This window comes from Stenotrophomonas maltophilia group sp. RY12688 (genome assembly GCF_052149045.1).
Taxonomy (GTDB): Bacteria; Pseudomonadota; Gammaproteobacteria; order Xanthomonadales; family Xanthomonadaceae; genus Stenotrophomonas; species Stenotrophomonas sepilia.
Genome location: NZ_CP197389.1, coordinates 305078 through 320000, shown reverse-complemented (window position 1 = coordinate 320000; position 14923 = coordinate 305078). Strand labels below are relative to the sequence as shown.

The window sequence follows — 14923 nt, the reverse complement described above, 5'->3', positions numbered from 1 at the left end:
TCTATGGTAACCGGCGATCAGGCCCGCGCTCCCGGGCCGCCAGGAAAAAACCGCCGATGCACAATTCCGAACAAGGGCGCGCACGCAAGCAGCGCTTCCAGGAACGCCTTCACGTCCTGCACGACAACGCCCTGCATCGGAAGCTCAGGCAACACCTTCCCGCCGCCTTCAATGAGCGCTGGACCCGCCGCCATTGGATGCACGCCAGCCTGTTTGCGACCATCGGCGCCCTGGTGGCGACGATCGTCCCCGGTTTCTCGCACACCATTGATGCGCCTTACGCGGACAGCCACACCAGCCTGGCGCTGCCGCTGCCGCCGTTGACCATGGCCCGCCAGCAGCAGGTGCCGGGCGACAGCTGGCAGGTGCTGCGCATCCAGCGCGGCCAGACCCTGAGTGACCTGTTCGACAAAGCCGGCATTCCGGCCACCACCCTGCACCGGGTGCTGGAGCACCCCGGTGCGCGCGAGGCGCTGACCAAGCTGCGCCCGGGCGCCGAGATCGCCTTCGACATGCCGCTGTCCGGCGACCTGCGCAGCATCCGCTTTGATCGCGACGCCGACAACCGGGTGGAACTGAGCCTGGCCGGCGATGACATCAAGGAGAAGGTGACGCGGCGCGAGACTTCCACGCGTACCGTGGTCACCAGCGGCGAGATCACCAGTTCGCTGTATGCCGCGGCCCGCCGGGCCGGGCTGTCGCCGTCGGCGATCGCGACGATGACCGACGACATCTTCAAGTACGACATCGACTTCTCCAAGGACCTGCAGCCGGGCGACCGCTTCAGCGTGGTGATGGACGAGACCTGGCGCGAAGGCGAGAAGGTGGACACCAGCAAGATCCTGGCGGCGACCTTCACCACCGGGGGCAAGACCTATTCCGGCTTCCGCTTCGACCGCAACGGCAAGTCCGAGTACTACGACATCAACGGCCGTTCGTTGAAGAAGAGCTTCATCCGCATGCCGATCCCGTTCGCGCGGCTGAGCTCGACCTTCGGCGCACGCCAGCACCCGGTGCTGGGCAAGATGCGCATGCACAAGGGCGTGGACTACGCCGCGCGTACCGGCACGCCGATCATGGCCGCCGGCGATGCCCGCGTGCAGTTCGCGGGCGTGCAGCGCGGCTACGGCAATGTGGTGATCCTCGACCACGGTCGAGGCCACACCACCCTGTACGGCCACATGTCGCGCTTTGCGAACATCAGGACCGGCCAGCGCGTGGCCCAGGGCACGGTGATCGGCTATGTCGGCTCGACCGGCCTGGCGACCGGGCCGCACCTGCACTACGAATTCCGGGTCAACGGCGAACACCGCAACCCGCTGACCGTGACCATGCCGCCGCCGGAGCCGCTGAAGGGCGCCGAGCTGGTCGCCTTCCGCGCGCAGACCGCGCCAGCGATGGCCCGCATCCAGGGCATGGAGAAGCTGATCTACGCCGATGCCAGCCCGGCACCGACCAGCCGCGACGAGGCCGCCGCCGAGGTGGCCAGCGCCAAGGACAAGCAGGCGACCGGCCGCAAGCGCGGCTGAGCCCCTGCGTTGACGAGGAAGGACGCGGCAGCCCAAGCTTGCCGCGTCCTTTTTTTGTGCCTGCCATGAACACTACTGCCGACGCTGACGCCCCCCTGTATCTTGGCCTGATGTCGGGCACCAGCGCCGACGGCATCGACGCCGCGCTGGTGCAGTTTCCCGCGGGCGGTGGCTGCCGCTTCGTGCACGGCCTGACCGCACGCTGGGAACCGGTGCTGCGCGCGCGGCTGGTGGCGCTGGGCGAAGGTGGCCCGTTGGATTCGCTGGAGGAGCTGGGCGAACTGGACGCGCGGATTGCGATCAACTTCGCCGAGGCCGCCAACCAGCTGCTGGCCGAAGCCGGCGTGGACCGCAGCCAGGTACGCGCGATCGGCTCGCACGGCCAGACCGTGCGACACCGCCCGCTGGCCGATCCAGCGTTCACTGTGCAGCTGGGCGACGGCAACCGCATCGCCGAACTGACCGGAATCACCACAGTATCCGACTTCCGCCGTCGCGACGTAGCGGCCGGGGGGCATGGTGCGCCGCTGATGCCGGCTTTCCACCTGGGCATGCTGGGTGCCGCCGATGAAGACCGCGCGGTGCTCAACCTGGGCGGCATCGCCAACCTGACCCTGATCCCGCGCGAAGGCGCGGTGCGCGGCTTCGATACCGGCCCGGCCAACGCGCTGATGGATGCCTGGTGCCAGCGCCACACCGGCCGTACCTTCGATGCCGATGGCGCGTATGCCGCCAGTGGCGCGGTGGACGAGGGCCTGCTGGCCGGCTGGCGTTCGGACCCGTGGTTCGCGCTGCCGCCGCCGAAGAGCACCGGGCGCGAGCAGTTCCACCTGGCCTGGGCCGAGGCGCACATGGGGGAAGGCGAATATGCCGCTGCCGATGTGCAGGCCACGCTGCTGGAGCTCACTGTGGCAACCGTGGCCGATGCGCTGCTGGCGCAGCAGCCGCAGACCCGGCGCCTGCTGGTCTGTGGCGGCGGGGTGCGCAACCGGCAGCTGATGAAGCGGCTGGCGGCGCGGCTGCCGGAGGTGCAGGTGGAGTCCAGCGCGGTGCATGGGCTGGACCCGGAGTACGTGGAGGCGATGGGATTCGCCTGGCTGGCGCAGCGGACGATGGACGGGCTGGCCGGCAACCTGCCGAGCGTGACCGGAGCCAAGGGGCCGCGGATCCTGGGGGCAGTCCACCTGGCGTGAGGTGGCGCCATCCACGCATGGCGTGGATTCACCGGGCAGCCGAGCGTGGGCTCGGCTCTACAAAGCCGCTAATCGAAGCCCTGCCCTGCGGGCAAGGCCTGCAGGGCGGCGATCGCATCGGAGAGGGCGTCCACTTCGGGATCGCCGAAACCGGAGCGGACCTCCAGTTCACTGCTGAACAGGCCCTGCTCCAACAACGCGGCGCAGGTCTGTTCATGGGTCCAGCCGCGGGCGATCGCGACACGTCGGATACGTTCCAGCAGCAGCGGGTCCAGGTCCCGCAGCACAACGTCGGCCATGCTCACTTCCCCGTTCGCAAGGCACCGCCCCCTCGGCGCGTCGGGGGCGATGATCCCGCAGTCCGGGCGGGCAGGCAATCAGGCGACCGGTGGCGGCCCGCGGTCGGCGATCCGCGGCCACAGCCAGGCCAGCAGCAGCAGGGTCGGCACCACAGTGACCGAGCTGAGGATGAAGAACGTGCTGTAGGACGTCGCCTCAACGATGTATCCGGAGACACCGCCGATGAACTTGCCCGGCAGGTTGGCCAGCGATACCAGCAACGCGTACTGCGTGGCGGTGAAGTTGCGGTCGGTCAGCGACGACATGAAGGCCACCAGCACGGTGCCGGCGAACCCCTGGAACAGGTTGTCGGCACTGAGCGCGGCATAGAACGCCCACAGCTTGCCTGGGTTGTGCGCCATCAGCAGGAAGGCGAGGTTGGACATCGCCACGCCCAGTGCGGCCACCAGCAGCATGCGCCGGAAGCCGAATGCGGCCACCGCAATACCCCCCAGGAACGCACCGCCGATCCCCATCCATACACCGAACAGCTTGGACACGGTGGCGATGTCGGCCTTGTCGAACCCCGAATCGAGATAGAACGGCCCGGCCATCACGCCGATCACCTGATCGGGGAACTTGAACAGGCCGACGAAGGCCAGCAGCACCAGTGCCAACGCCACGCCATTACGGCTGAAGAAGCTGGAGATGGGCTGGACGAAGGCTTCGGCGATATCGATGCGACGCTGCACCGCCGTGGCCGGGCGCTCCGGTTCGGCGCACAGCAGGGTAGTGACGATCGGCAGCAGCATCAGCGCGGCCATCGCCAGGTAGGCGACGATCCAGCCTTCGAACTGCGCCAGGTACAGCGCGCCGGCACCGGCCAGGATCAGGCCGATCCGGTAGCCCAGCGTATAGGTGGCCGCCAGCGCGGCCTGCGCGGTCTGCGGAGCGATCTCGATACGGTAGGCATCGACCGCCGAGTCCTGGGTGGCGCCAGCGAACGACGCCACCAGCACCCACATCACCAGTGGCCAGACGCCCTCTTCCGGCCGCACGAAGGCCAGTGCGACCAGGCCGACCAGCACCAGCACCTGCGATACCAGCAGCCACGAACGGCGGCGGCCGAGCGCGCCCAGCAGCGGAAATGCATAGCGGTCCAGCAGCGGCGCCCACAGGAACTTGAGCAGGTAGAAGAAGCTGGCCAGGCTGATCAGGCCGATGCTGCCCAGGTCCAGGCCGACGTCGCGCAGGCGCGTGGACAGCGTCTGCGAAGCGATCAGCAGGAACGGCAGGCCACTGCCGAAGCCAAGCATGGCCATGGTCAGCGCCGACGGGGTACCGAAGGCGCGCTTGATGCCTGCCCAACCCTTGTAGCTAACCGGCGTGGCGGCCTCGGTCACAGGTCGTAGTCCACGGTGAACGGGGCGTGGTCGGAGAAGCGCTCGTCGCGGTAGATCGAACAGCTACGCAGTTTGTCGCGCAGGCCCGGCGTGATGAACTGGTAGTCGATGCGCCAACCGACGTTGTTGGCGCGGGCGGCGCCGCGGTTGCTCCACCAGGTGTAATCCTCGCCGGTGGGATTGAGCAGGCGGTAGGCATCGGCCCAACCGCGGCCGGCGGCGACATCGGTGGCCTGGCCATGGTCGGCGCAGAGGGCGTTGAGCCAGTCGCGCTCCTCCGGCAGGCAGCCGGAATTCTTCTGGTTGGACTTCCAGTTCTTGATGTCCAGCGCCGAACGCACGATGTTCCAGTCGCCGCACAGCACGTAGTCGCGGCCGCTGCGCGCCCACTCCTCCAGGATCGGGCGCAGCCATTCCATCACTTCGAACTTGAAGCCCTGGCGCAGGTCACCCGAGCTGCCGGAGGGAATATAGAAAGAGACCACGCTGAGATTGCCGTAGCGCGCCTCGATGTAGCGGCCTTCGTCGTCGAACGGGGCCCAGCCCAGCGAGGTGATGACCTGGTCCGGCTCGCGCTTGCTGTAGATCGCCACACCGCTGTAGCCCTTCTTGGTGATGGCGTCGCGGTAGAAGCAGTGATGGCCATCCGGACGGAACATCGGGTCGGTCAGCTGGTCTTCCTGGGCCTTGGTTTCCTGGATGCACAGGACGTCGGCGTCCTGGGCACGGAACCAGTCCAGGAAGCCCTTGGTCGCGGCGGAACGGATGCCATTGGCGTTGAAACTGATGATGCGCATGCGGGGACCTGCGGCGGGAAACCGGGCAAGCATACCGGTTGCCCGTAGGGCTGCGCAGTCCGCCAGGCAGCGCCGCGACAGCCTTCACGCGGGGCCGGACGAGCGCGAAACGCCCAGCTGGATTAGGATTTGTGCTCCAAATGAAGATGAATCGAGTTTTGATGAGCGACCACCGCCACCGTTTCCTGCAGCTGGCCCTGACCGCCGACGCCCTGCGCTTCGGCCAGTTCACCCTCAAGTCCGGCCGGCTGAGCCCCTATTTCTTCAACGCCGGCCGTTTCGACTCCGGTTCGCTGCTGTCCCAGCTCGGCGCCTGCTATGCCGATGCCATCGATGCCAGCGGGATCAAGTACGACGTGGTGTTCGGCCCGGCCTACAAGGGCATTCCGCTGGCCACCGCGATGGCCTGCGAGCTGGCCCAGCGCGGCCGCGACCTGCCGCTGTCGTTCAACCGCAAGGAAGCCAAGGACCACGGCGAAGGCGGCCAGCTGATCGGCGCCGACATGAATGGCAAGCGCGTGCTGATCGTCGACGACGTGATCACCGCCGGTACCGCGATCCGCGAAGCGCTGGGCATCATCCGCGCTGCCGGCGGCACCCCGGCCGGCATCGTGGTAGCCCTGGACCGCCAGGAGATCGCCTCGGAAACCGACCGCCGCTCGGCGGCGCAGTCGGTGGCCGAAGAGGCCGGGATTCCGGTGATCGCCGTGGCGTCGCTGGCCGATCTGCTTGATTTCGCCTCCGGCAACCCGGAACTTGTGGGTTACCGCCAGCCGCTGGAAGCCTACCGGGCCCAGTACGGCGTCCGTTCGATCCGCTGACCGACCCAGGGGAAAGGTCATGTCCCGAGTTCCTGCCGTTCTCTTTGCCGGCCTGCTGCTGGCCGTGCCGTCCACCGTGCCGGCGCAGTCGCGCGACGGCGGCAAAGTGGAGAAGAAGCTGTATTGCTGGAACGAGGGCAAGGAGCGGATCTGCAGCGATTCGCTGCCAGCCGATGCGGTCAATCACGCCCGCGAGGAGTTCAACGCGAAGAGCGGCCTGCGCAATGCGCAGGTCCAGCGCGCGTTGACCGACGAAGAGCGCGCCGCGGCCAGCACCGAGGCGCAGCAGCAGCAGCTGGACCTGATGGCCGAGCAGACCCGCCAGCGCACCGAACAGGCGATGCTGTCCACCTATGGCAGCGAGGACGACCTGCGCCGGGTGTTCGCCGAGCGCCAGGAAGTGCTCGACAACAACCTGAAGACCGCCGAGTACAACGTCACCAGCCTGCGCGAATCGCTGGTGGCGCTGTTGTCGGCCGCTGGCGACCGAGAACTGGCCGGTGGCAAGGTGGCCGACAAGCAGGCCGAGGCGATCCGTCAGCGGCACGTGCAGTTGCGGGCGCAGCAGCGCCTGCAGGCCGGGTTCCTGCAGCAGCAGCAGGCGCTGAAGGCCGAGATCGACAGCACGCTGCAGCGCTACCGCGAGCTGAAGGGCGTGGCGCCAGCGAGCCAGGCGCCGTGATTCGCTTGTAGGGTCGAGCCCATGCTCGGCTCCACGTGGCCTTGGGAAAGAGCAGCCCAGCATGGGCCCGGCTCTACAGTGGGCGGCGCCTGGTTACGGCTTGGCCCACGGAATTTATGCACTCTTTACGCGTCGGCACGGTCCGGCGCGTAGTGCGTTTATGGGCGGCAGGACGACGATGACGGCCTGAGGTGGAGGGGTTCCACCAGGACGCTATTGCAATGTCCCCCTGGCTGTCGTTGTTGTGTGGCGTGCTGGTGCTGGTCGCCGCCGCCTATCTCCTTTATGTCGTGCTGCGGCCCGAGTCGTTCTGAGCGGAGCCTGCCATGACCGAGATGCTTGTGATTATTGCCGCCAGCCTGTTGCTCGCGTGGCCGCTGGGCCTGTACCTGGCGCGCGTGATGCGCGGCACGCCGATGAAGGCCGACGTGCTGTTCAACTGGATCGAAAAGCCGTTGTACAAGGTGTTCGGCGTCGATCCCTCGCGCGCGATGTCCTGGCGCGGCTACGTGCTGGCCTTCGTGCTGAGCAACGTAGTGATCGCCGTACTGACCCAGGCGGTGTTCATGACCCAGGCCTGGTTGCCGTTGAACCCGGACCAGATCCCGAACATGCGCTGGGACACCGCGCTGCACACGATGATCTCGTTCCTGACCAACACCAACCAGCAGCACTATTCGGGCCAGGCCCAGCTGTCCTACCTCTCACAGATGACCGGCATCACCGGCCTGCAGGTGGTGACACCGATGATGGGCCTGGCGCTGGCTGTGGCCACGCTGCGCGCGTTGTTCTCGCGTGCGCCGCAGGCTGCGGCGGCCACCGGTGCCGGCGACGACCGCCAGGTGGCGGTGGGCAACTACTACGTGGACGTGGTGCGCCTGTGCGTGCGCTTCCTGTTGCCGCTGTGCCTGGTGTGGACCCTGCTGCTGACCAGCCAGGGCGTGCCGTCGACGATGGCCGGTGGCCCGCAGGCCACGCCGATCGATGCCAGCGCCGGCATGACCGGACAGAAACTGCCGCTGGGCCCGGTGGCGGCGATGGTCGCGGCCAAGCAGCTGGGCGCCAACGGTGGCGGCTGGTACGGCCCGAACAGCAGCTTCCCGCTGGAGAACCCGACCCCGCTGTCGAACGCGCTGGAGATCGTCGGCATCCTGCTGGTGCCGATGGCGGTGATCTTCATGATCGGTGCGTTCACCGGCCGGCGCCGGTTCGGCGCCCTGGTGTTCAGCTGCATGCTGGGCATGTCGCTGCTGTCCACCGGCGCGATGGTGTGGAGCGAAGGGTACAGTGCCAGCGCCGCCACGCCGCTGCTGATGGAAGGCAAGGAGGTGCGCTTCGGCGCCGACGGCACGGCGCTGTGGGCGGCGGTGACCACCCAGGTCTCCAACGGGTCGGTCAACGGCATGCATGACTCGCTGGCGCCGCTGAGTGGCGGCATCGCGATGGTCAACATGCTGGTCAGCGCGATCTGGGGCGGCATAGGCTGTGGCCTGCAGCAGTTCATCGTGTACCTGCTGCTGGGCGTGTTCCTGGCCGGGTTGATGACCGGACGTACGCCGGAACTGTTCGGCCGCAAGCTGGAGACGCCACAGGTACGCCTGCTGGCCCTGCTGGTGCTGCTGCAGCCGATCACCCTGCTGGTGTTCACCGCGATCACCCTGGCCGTGCCCGGGCTGGCCGCTACCTCCAACCCGGGCTTCCATGGCATCAGCCAGGTGTTCTACGAGTACGTCTCGGCCTACGCCAACAACGGCTCGGGCTTCGAGGGGCTGGGCGACGCCACGCTGTGGTGGAACCTGAGCTGCTCGCTGGTGCTGCTGCTGGGCCGCTTCCCGCTGCTGATCATCCCGCTGGTGGTGGCCGCACAGCTGGCCGCCAAGCGCCAGGCGCCGGAGTCTGCCGGCAGCCTGCAGATCGAAACCCCGACCTTCGCCCTGACCCTGGTCTCGGTGATCGTCATCCTGACCGTGCTGCAGTTCATGCCGGCGCTGGTACTCGGCCCGATCGCCGACCACCTCAGCCTGGGACTGCACTAAGGACACCCCGATGAGTACCCACGCAAGTTCCACCCGTAGTTCCCTTGCCCCGCGCCCTGCGCTGCTTGATGGCGCCGGCCTGCGCCGTGCGCTGGTCGAAGCAGTACGCAAGCTCTCGCCGATGCACCTGGTGCGCAGCCCGGTGATGGCGGTGGTGATGGCTGGCACGATCGTCGCGGCCATCGTCACACTGACCGGCAATGCGCCGCTGGGCTTCGGCCTGGCAGTGACCGCGATCCTGCTGGTGACCGTGTTGTTCGGCAATTTCGCCGAAGCAGTGGCCGAGGCGCGTGGCCGTGGCCAGGCCGCGTCACTGCGCCGTGCCCGCCAGGACCTGGTGGCACGCCGGCTGGCGGCGCCGCAGCCGGGTGCCGCAGAAGCCCAGGTGCCGGCCGCCGAACTGCGCCCGGGCGACCATGTGATCGTCAGTGCCGGTGAGCTGGTGCCGGCCGATGGCGAGATCGTGCAGGGCCTGGCCACCATCAACGAAGCGGCGGTGACCGGCGAATCGGCACCGGTGCTGCGCGAGGCAGGTACCGACCGTTCCGGTGTGATCGGTGGCACCAAGGTGCTGTCCGACCAGATCATCGTGCGGGTGACCGCCGAGCCGGGCCACAGCTTCCTGGACCGGATGATCGCGCTGGTGGAAGGTGCCAACCGCCAGAAGACCCCCAACGAGATCGCGCTGACCCTGCTGCTGGCGGCGATGACGCTGACCTTCCTGGTGGTGGTGGCCACGTTGCCGGCCATTGGTGCAGCCGTCGGCGTCAAGGTCGATCCGCTGCTGCTGATCGCGCTGCTGGTGTGCCTGATCCCGACCACCATCGGCGGCCTGCTGCCGGCCATCGGCATCGCCGGCATGAACCGTGCGCTGGCCGCGAACGTACTGGCCAAGTCGGGCAAGGCGGTGGAAGTGGCCGGCGACGTCGACGTGCTGCTGCTGGACAAGACCGGCACCATCACCTACGGCGACCGCCAGGCCAGCCACTTCCATCCGCTGGCCGGCATCGACGCCAGCCAGCTGCGTGAAGCGGCGCTGCTGTCCTCGCTGGCCGACCCGACCCCGGAAGGCAAGTCGATCGTGCGCCTGGCGCGCGAACAGGGCTGCGCCACCGCCGAGCCGGACCATGCCGACTACCTGGCCTTCAGTGCCCAGACCCGCATGTCCGGCGTGGATCTGGAACATGGGCGGCAGATCCGCAAGGGCGCCGCCGATGCGATCCGTGCCCACGTGCAGGCGCTGGGCGGCAGCGTGCCGGCTGAACTGGCCGGGCGCGTCGAGCAGGTCGCGCGCAATGGCGCCACCCCGCTGGTGGTGGCCGAGGGTCGCCACGTGCTGGGCGTGATCGAGCTGTCGGACGTGGTCAAGCACGGCATGCGCGAGAAGTTCGCGCAGCTGCGGGCGATGGGCATCCGTACGGTGATGATCACCGGCGACAACCCGCTGACGGCAGCAGCCATTGCCGCCGAGGCTGGCGTCGACGACTACATCGCCGAGGCCCGTCCGGAAGACAAGCTGGCACGCATCCGCCAGGAACAGGCCGGTGGCCGCCTGGTGGCAATGGTGGGCGATGGCACCAACGATGCTCCCGCGCTGGCCCAGGCCGACATCGGCCTGGCGATGAACTCCGGCACGCAGGCGGCGAAGGAGGCCGGCAACATGGTCGACCTCGATTCGGACCCGGCCAAGCTGCTGTCGGTGGTGGAAGTGGGCAAGCAGCAGCTGATCACCCGCGGCGCGCTGACCACCTTCTCGCTGGCCAACGACGTGTCCAAGTACTTCGCGATCCTGCCGGCGCTGTTCGCCGCGGCCGTTCCGACCATGGCCGCACTGAACGTGATGCAGCTGTCGAGCCCGCGCAACGCGGTGCTGGCGGCGCTGATCTTCAACGCCCTGGTGATTCCCGCGCTGATCCCGCTCGCCCTGCGTGGCGTGCGCTTCCGCCCGGCCACCGCCACCGCACTGCTGCGCCGGAACATGCTGGTATACGGCCTCGGCGGCGTACTGCTGCCGTTCGCAGCGATCAAGGCGATTGACCTCCTTCTTGTCCTGGTATTCGGCGCATGAACCGTTCTGCTTCCACCTCATCTTCCCTTCCGGGCGACGCCAAGGCCGAGGCCCGCGTGGCCAGCCTGCAGGATGGCGCCTGCTGGCGCCCGGCGATCGGCCTGGGTCTGGCCTCCCTGCTGCTGGCCGGCGCGGTCTACGCCGGCATCGCCACCGGCTTTGCCGGGCTGGCCTACCCGACCCAGGCCGAAGGCAGCCTGCTGCGCGATGGCAGCGGCCAGGTGCGCGGCTCGGCCTGGCTGGCGCAGCCGTTCACCGGTGACGGCTACTTCCAGGCGCGTCCGTCGGCGGCCAACTACGACCCGATGGCCGCGGCCGGTTCCAACATGGCGCGCAGCAACCCGGCGTTGGCCGAACGTGTTGCCGCCAGCACGGCTGCGGTGGCCGCGCGCGAAGGTGTCGCCCCGGCGCAGGTGCCAGCGGACCTGGTCACCCAGTCCGCCGGCGGACTGGATCCGCAGCTGTCGCCGGCGGCGGCGCAGCTGCAGGTAGCACGCGTGGCGCGTGCCCGTGGCCTGCCGGTGGAGCGCGTGCAGGCACTGGTGCAGGCGCATACCGAAGGGCGCCAGTGGGGCCTGTTCGGGCAGCCACGGGTGAACGTGGTGACGCTGAACTTCGCGCTGGACCATGCGGCCAAGACGCCGTGATGCTGGGCTGCACCTGCTGCGCGCACAATGGTGGCCATGACAGCGGCCCCCATGACTGATGCACGTACCCGCCAGGCCGATGCCCTGGTTGAAGGCCTGCAACGCGAAGCCGGCGGCAAGCTGACCGTGTTCCTCGGTGCGGCGCCGGGCGTGGGCAAGACCTACGCCATGCTGACCCGCGCGCAGGAACAGCTGCGCCGCGGCGTCGACCTGGTGGTGGGCCTGGTGGAAACCCATGGACGCACCGATACCCAGGCGCTGCTGGAGGGCCTGCCGCAGCTGCCGCTGAAGGACGTGGCCTATCACGGCCATGCCCTGCAGGAGATGGATCTGGATGCCGTGCTGGCACGGCATCCAGCGCTGGTGCTGGTGGATGAACTGGCCCATCGCAATGCGCCCGGCAGCCGCCATGAGCGGCGCTGGCAGGATGTGATGGAGCTGCTGGACGCCGGCATCGACGTCTGGACCACGGTCAACATCCAGCATCTGGAAAGCCTCAACGACGTGGTGATGCGGATCACCGGCGTGCGGGTCAGCGAGACCGTGCCCGACGGCGTGCTCGACCGCCTGCACGACATCGTGCTGGTCGATCTGCCGCCGCGCGAACTGATCGCGCGCCTGCAGCAGGGCAAGGTCTATGTGCCGGAACAGGCCGCACAGGCCCTGCAGGCGTTCTTCTCGCCGGCCAACCTGACCGCGCTGCGCGAACTGGCGATGCAGGAAGCCGCCGACCGCGTCGACAGCAGCCTGCGCGAAACCCGCGCCGCGCGTGGCGAAGGCAATCTGCCCCTGCGTCGCGGCGTTCTGGTGGCCATCGACGGGGGCGGCCAGAGCGAATACCTGGTGCGGGTGGCGCGGCGCATCGCAGAGCGCCGCGACGCACCGTGGACGGTAGTGACCGTGCAGGGGCGGCGCCAGGACGAGGCGACCCGGCGCGAGATCGATGCGGCCTTTGCGCTGGCAAGGCGGCTGGGCGGCGACGCCGAACTGCTGCATGGATCGAGCATTGCCGATGCCCTGCTCGACCACGCCGCACACAACGGCGTGTCGACCCTGGTGCTGGGCCGTACCCGCGAACGTCCACTGGCACGGATGTTCAACCGCACCCTGACCCAGCAGCTGATCCAGCGTGGCGCGCATTACGAGATCACCATCATCAGCACGCCGCAGGCACGCGCACGCTCGCGCCGCGAGAGCCTGCTGCCGCCGATGCGCGGCATCAGCTACGAGCCTGCACAAGCCCTGATCGCGACCGCATTGGCCTGTGCGGTGGCGTGGCTGGCCGAACACTGGGTGGGCATGGCCGACCTGTCGATGGTGTTCATCGTCGCGGTGGTACTGGTGGCTGCACGCACGCGCGCCAGCGTGGCGGTGATGGCCGCGATCCTGTGTTTCCTCGCCTACAACTTCCTGTTCATCGCGCCGCGCTTCACCTTCGCCATCGGTGCACGCCAGGGCGTGATCACCGTTTTCCTGTTCCTGGCCGCGGCACTGGTGGCCGGGCGCCTGGCCTCGCGCCTGCGCATGCAGGTCATCGCGCTGCGTGCGGCCAACCGCCATGCGCGCGCGCGCCAGCAGCTGGGACGCCAGCTGGCCAGTGCGGCCGGCAACGGCGAGGTGGCACAGGCGGGCCGGCATGCGCTGGAGCAGGCCCTGGACGTGCCGGCGTGGCTGCGGATCGGCACCGATACCGCCGCCGGCGGCCGCAGCCAGCCCGGCGATACCGACCTGGCTGCCGCCGACTGGGCGCTGCGCCACGGCCAGCCCAGCGGGCGTTTCACCGATACCCTGGCCGGCGCGCAATGGTGGTTCCTGCCGCTGCTGGACGGCGAAGACCGTGCGATCGGCGTGGCCGGCCTGTACCTGCCCGGCGCACAGGCGCGCCTGCTGCCCGAGCAGCGGCAGCTGGCCGAAGCGATGGTCGATGACATCGCCCAGGCCGCGCTGCGCACGCGGCTGGTGGCGGAACTGGAGCAGGCGCACGTCAGCAACGAGACCGAGCGGCTGCGCTCGGCCCTGCTCTCCTCGGTGTCGCACGACCTGCGCTCGCCGCTGGCGGCGATGATCGGGTCGGCCGACAGCCTGGCCAGCTACGGTGCAGCGATGGATACCGCTGATCGCCGCGCCCTGCTGGACACCATCCTGGTCGAGGGCGAACGGCTGGACCGTTACATCCAGAACCTGCTGGACATGACCCGGCTCGGCCACGAAGGGCTGAAGATCAACCGCGACTGGATCGGCGTGGACGAGCTGATCGGCTCGGCGGCACGGCGCCTGCAGCGCTACCAGCCAAAGGTGCGGCTGGAGCTGGACATTCCAGCCACGCTGGCACCGATCTGGGTGCACCCGGCGCTGGTCGAACAGGCCGTGTTCAACGTGATGGAGAACGCGGCCAAGTTCTCGCCGCCCGACGCCGCCGTGCAGGTACAGGCGCGCGAGCTGGACGGCCAGCTGCGCATCGACGTGATCGACGCCGGCCCCGGCATTCCCGATGACGAGCGCGCGCGCATCTTCGACATGTTCTACAGCGTCGAGCGCGGTGACCGAGGCCGCCACGGCACCGGCCTGGGCCTGACCATCTGCCAGGGCATGATCGGCGCACATGGCGGCAGCGTGCAGGCGCTGCCCGGACGCGACGGTCGCGGTACCCTGATCCGCATCACCCTGCCCCTGCTCAAGCCAGCCTCCCACGATGAGCCCGACCCCGATTGATGCCAGCGTGCCGGCCGCACGCGTGCTGGTGATCGATGATGAAACCCAGATCCGCCGGTTCCTGGACATCAGCCTGCGCGCGCAGGGCTACCAGGTGCGGCAGGCCGCCACCGGCCAGGAAGGCCTGCAGCTGGCCGCCAGCGAGGACATGGACCTGGTGATCCTGGATATCGGCCTGCCGGACATGGAAGGCCACGAGGTCCTGGAACAGCTGCGCCAGTGGAGCCAGGTGCCGGTGATCATGCTGACCGTGCGCGCCGGCGAAGCCGAGAAGGTGCGCGCACTGGATACCGGCGCCAACGACTACGTGACCAAGCCGTTCGGCACGCAGGAACTGATGGCGCGCGTGCGGGCGCTGCTGCGCACGCGCAGCGTGCCGACCGATGGCACACCGCCGGTGTTCGACGATGGCCACCTGCACGTGGACCTGGTGCGTCGCGAAGTCGCCCTGCAGGGTGAGCCGGTGGCGTTGACCCGCAAGGAATACGCGCTGCTGTCGCTGCTGCTGCGCAATGCCGGACGGGTGGTGACCCAGCCGCAGATCCTGCAGGAGATCTGGGGGCCGACCCACCAGCACGACACCCACTACCTGCGCATCCTGGTCGGCAAGCTGCGGCACAAGCTGGGCGATTCGGCGCTGGATTCGCGCTACCTGTTCACCGAGCCGGGCGTGGGGTTGCGGTTCAAGGGGTAGTGCCGGCCGCTGGCCGGCAACTGCAGGGTGTGTGAGGTTCATGGGCTTGCCGGCCAGCGGCC

The 14923-nt window shown here is 68.6% G+C and carries 13 protein-coding genes; 10 read left to right on the top strand and 3 right to left on the bottom strand.

The annotated features are described in order from the left end of the window. Positions 1 to 56: 56 nt before the first annotated feature. Both ACS0OT_RS01445 and ACS0OT_RS01440 read left to right on the top strand, forming a co-directional pair. Positions 57 to 1529: a peptidoglycan DD-metalloendopeptidase family protein gene (locus ACS0OT_RS01445; RefSeq protein WP_442256007.1), complete on the top strand. Its 1473-nt coding sequence runs from the start codon at positions 57 to 59 to the stop codon at positions 1527 to 1529. Between the two features lie 65 nt (positions 1530 to 1594). Continuing rightward, on the top strand, positions 1595 to 2722 hold the full coding sequence (locus ACS0OT_RS01440; RefSeq protein WP_065179716.1) for an anhydro-N-acetylmuramic acid kinase: 1128 nt from the start codon (positions 1595 to 1597) through the stop codon (positions 2720 to 2722). Positions 2723 to 2790: 68 nt separating this feature from the next. Here the strand turns inward: ACS0OT_RS01440 and ACS0OT_RS01435 are convergent, their stop codons facing one another. The 3 genes from ACS0OT_RS01435 to ACS0OT_RS01425 all read right to left on the bottom strand — a co-directional run bounded on the left by ACS0OT_RS01435 (position 2791) and on the right by ACS0OT_RS01425 (position 5201). Then, on the bottom strand, positions 2791 to 3021 hold the full coding sequence (locus ACS0OT_RS01435) for a hypothetical protein (RefSeq protein WP_329953733.1): 231 nt from the start codon (positions 3019 to 3021) through the stop codon (positions 2791 to 2793). A gap of 78 nt (positions 3022 to 3099) precedes the next feature. Next, a complete protein-coding gene (locus ACS0OT_RS01430; RefSeq protein WP_049413991.1) occupies positions 3100 to 4404 on the bottom strand; it encodes an AmpG family muropeptide MFS transporter in 1305 nt (434 codons plus the stop codon). Next, complete coding sequence (locus ACS0OT_RS01425; RefSeq protein ID WP_005420469.1) at positions 4401 to 5201, bottom strand: exodeoxyribonuclease III; 801 nt, start codon at positions 5199 to 5201, stop codon at positions 4401 to 4403. Before ACS0OT_RS01425 ends, ACS0OT_RS01430 begins: the two co-directional genes overlap by 4 nt. Positions 5202 to 5362: 161 nt before the next feature. On the opposite strand from ACS0OT_RS01425, the gene pyrE reads away from it, so the two are divergent. The 8 genes from pyrE to ACS0OT_RS01385 all read left to right on the top strand — a co-directional run bounded on the left by pyrE (position 5363) and on the right by ACS0OT_RS01385 (position 14861). After that, positions 5363 to 6022: an orotate phosphoribosyltransferase gene (pyrE, locus tag ACS0OT_RS01420; RefSeq protein ID WP_005420471.1), complete on the top strand. Its 660-nt coding sequence runs from the start codon at positions 5363 to 5365 to the stop codon at positions 6020 to 6022. A gap of 19 nt (positions 6023 to 6041) precedes the next feature. Continuing rightward, positions 6042 to 6704: a hypothetical protein gene (locus ACS0OT_RS01415; RefSeq protein WP_005420473.1), complete on the top strand. Its 663-nt coding sequence runs from the start codon at positions 6042 to 6044 to the stop codon at positions 6702 to 6704. Positions 6705 to 6925: 221 nt separating this feature from the next. Beyond that, positions 6926 to 7018, top strand: coding sequence for a potassium-transporting ATPase subunit F (locus tag ACS0OT_RS01410; RefSeq protein WP_005407770.1), 93 nt, complete (start codon positions 6926 to 6928; stop codon positions 7016 to 7018). 12 nt (positions 7019 to 7030) lie between these two features. Then, positions 7031 to 8740 carry a potassium-transporting ATPase subunit KdpA gene (gene kdpA / locus ACS0OT_RS01405; protein WP_442256006.1) on the top strand — a complete coding sequence of 570 codons (1710 nt, stop codon included), beginning with the start codon at positions 7031 to 7033 and terminating at the stop codon, positions 8738 to 8740. 10 nt (positions 8741 to 8750) lie between these two features. Then, positions 8751 to 10808, top strand: coding sequence for a potassium-transporting ATPase subunit KdpB (kdpB, locus tag ACS0OT_RS01400; protein WP_139726636.1), 2058 nt, complete (start codon positions 8751 to 8753; stop codon positions 10806 to 10808). Then, positions 10805 to 11455: a potassium-transporting ATPase subunit KdpC gene (gene kdpC / locus ACS0OT_RS01395; RefSeq protein ID WP_065185650.1), complete on the top strand. Its 651-nt coding sequence runs from the start codon at positions 10805 to 10807 to the stop codon at positions 11453 to 11455. The genes kdpB and kdpC overlap by 4 nt, the downstream gene beginning before the upstream one ends. A gap of 51 nt (positions 11456 to 11506) precedes the next feature. After that, positions 11507 to 14167, top strand: coding sequence for a sensor histidine kinase (locus ACS0OT_RS01390; protein WP_053500336.1), 2661 nt, complete (start codon positions 11507 to 11509; stop codon positions 14165 to 14167). Continuing rightward, entirely contained in the window at positions 14148 to 14861 is a 714-nt protein-coding gene (locus tag ACS0OT_RS01385) for a response regulator transcription factor (protein WP_005420506.1), read from the top strand. The genes ACS0OT_RS01390 and ACS0OT_RS01385 overlap by 20 nt, the downstream gene beginning before the upstream one ends. The last annotated feature ends 62 nt before the right edge of the window (positions 14862 to 14923 follow it).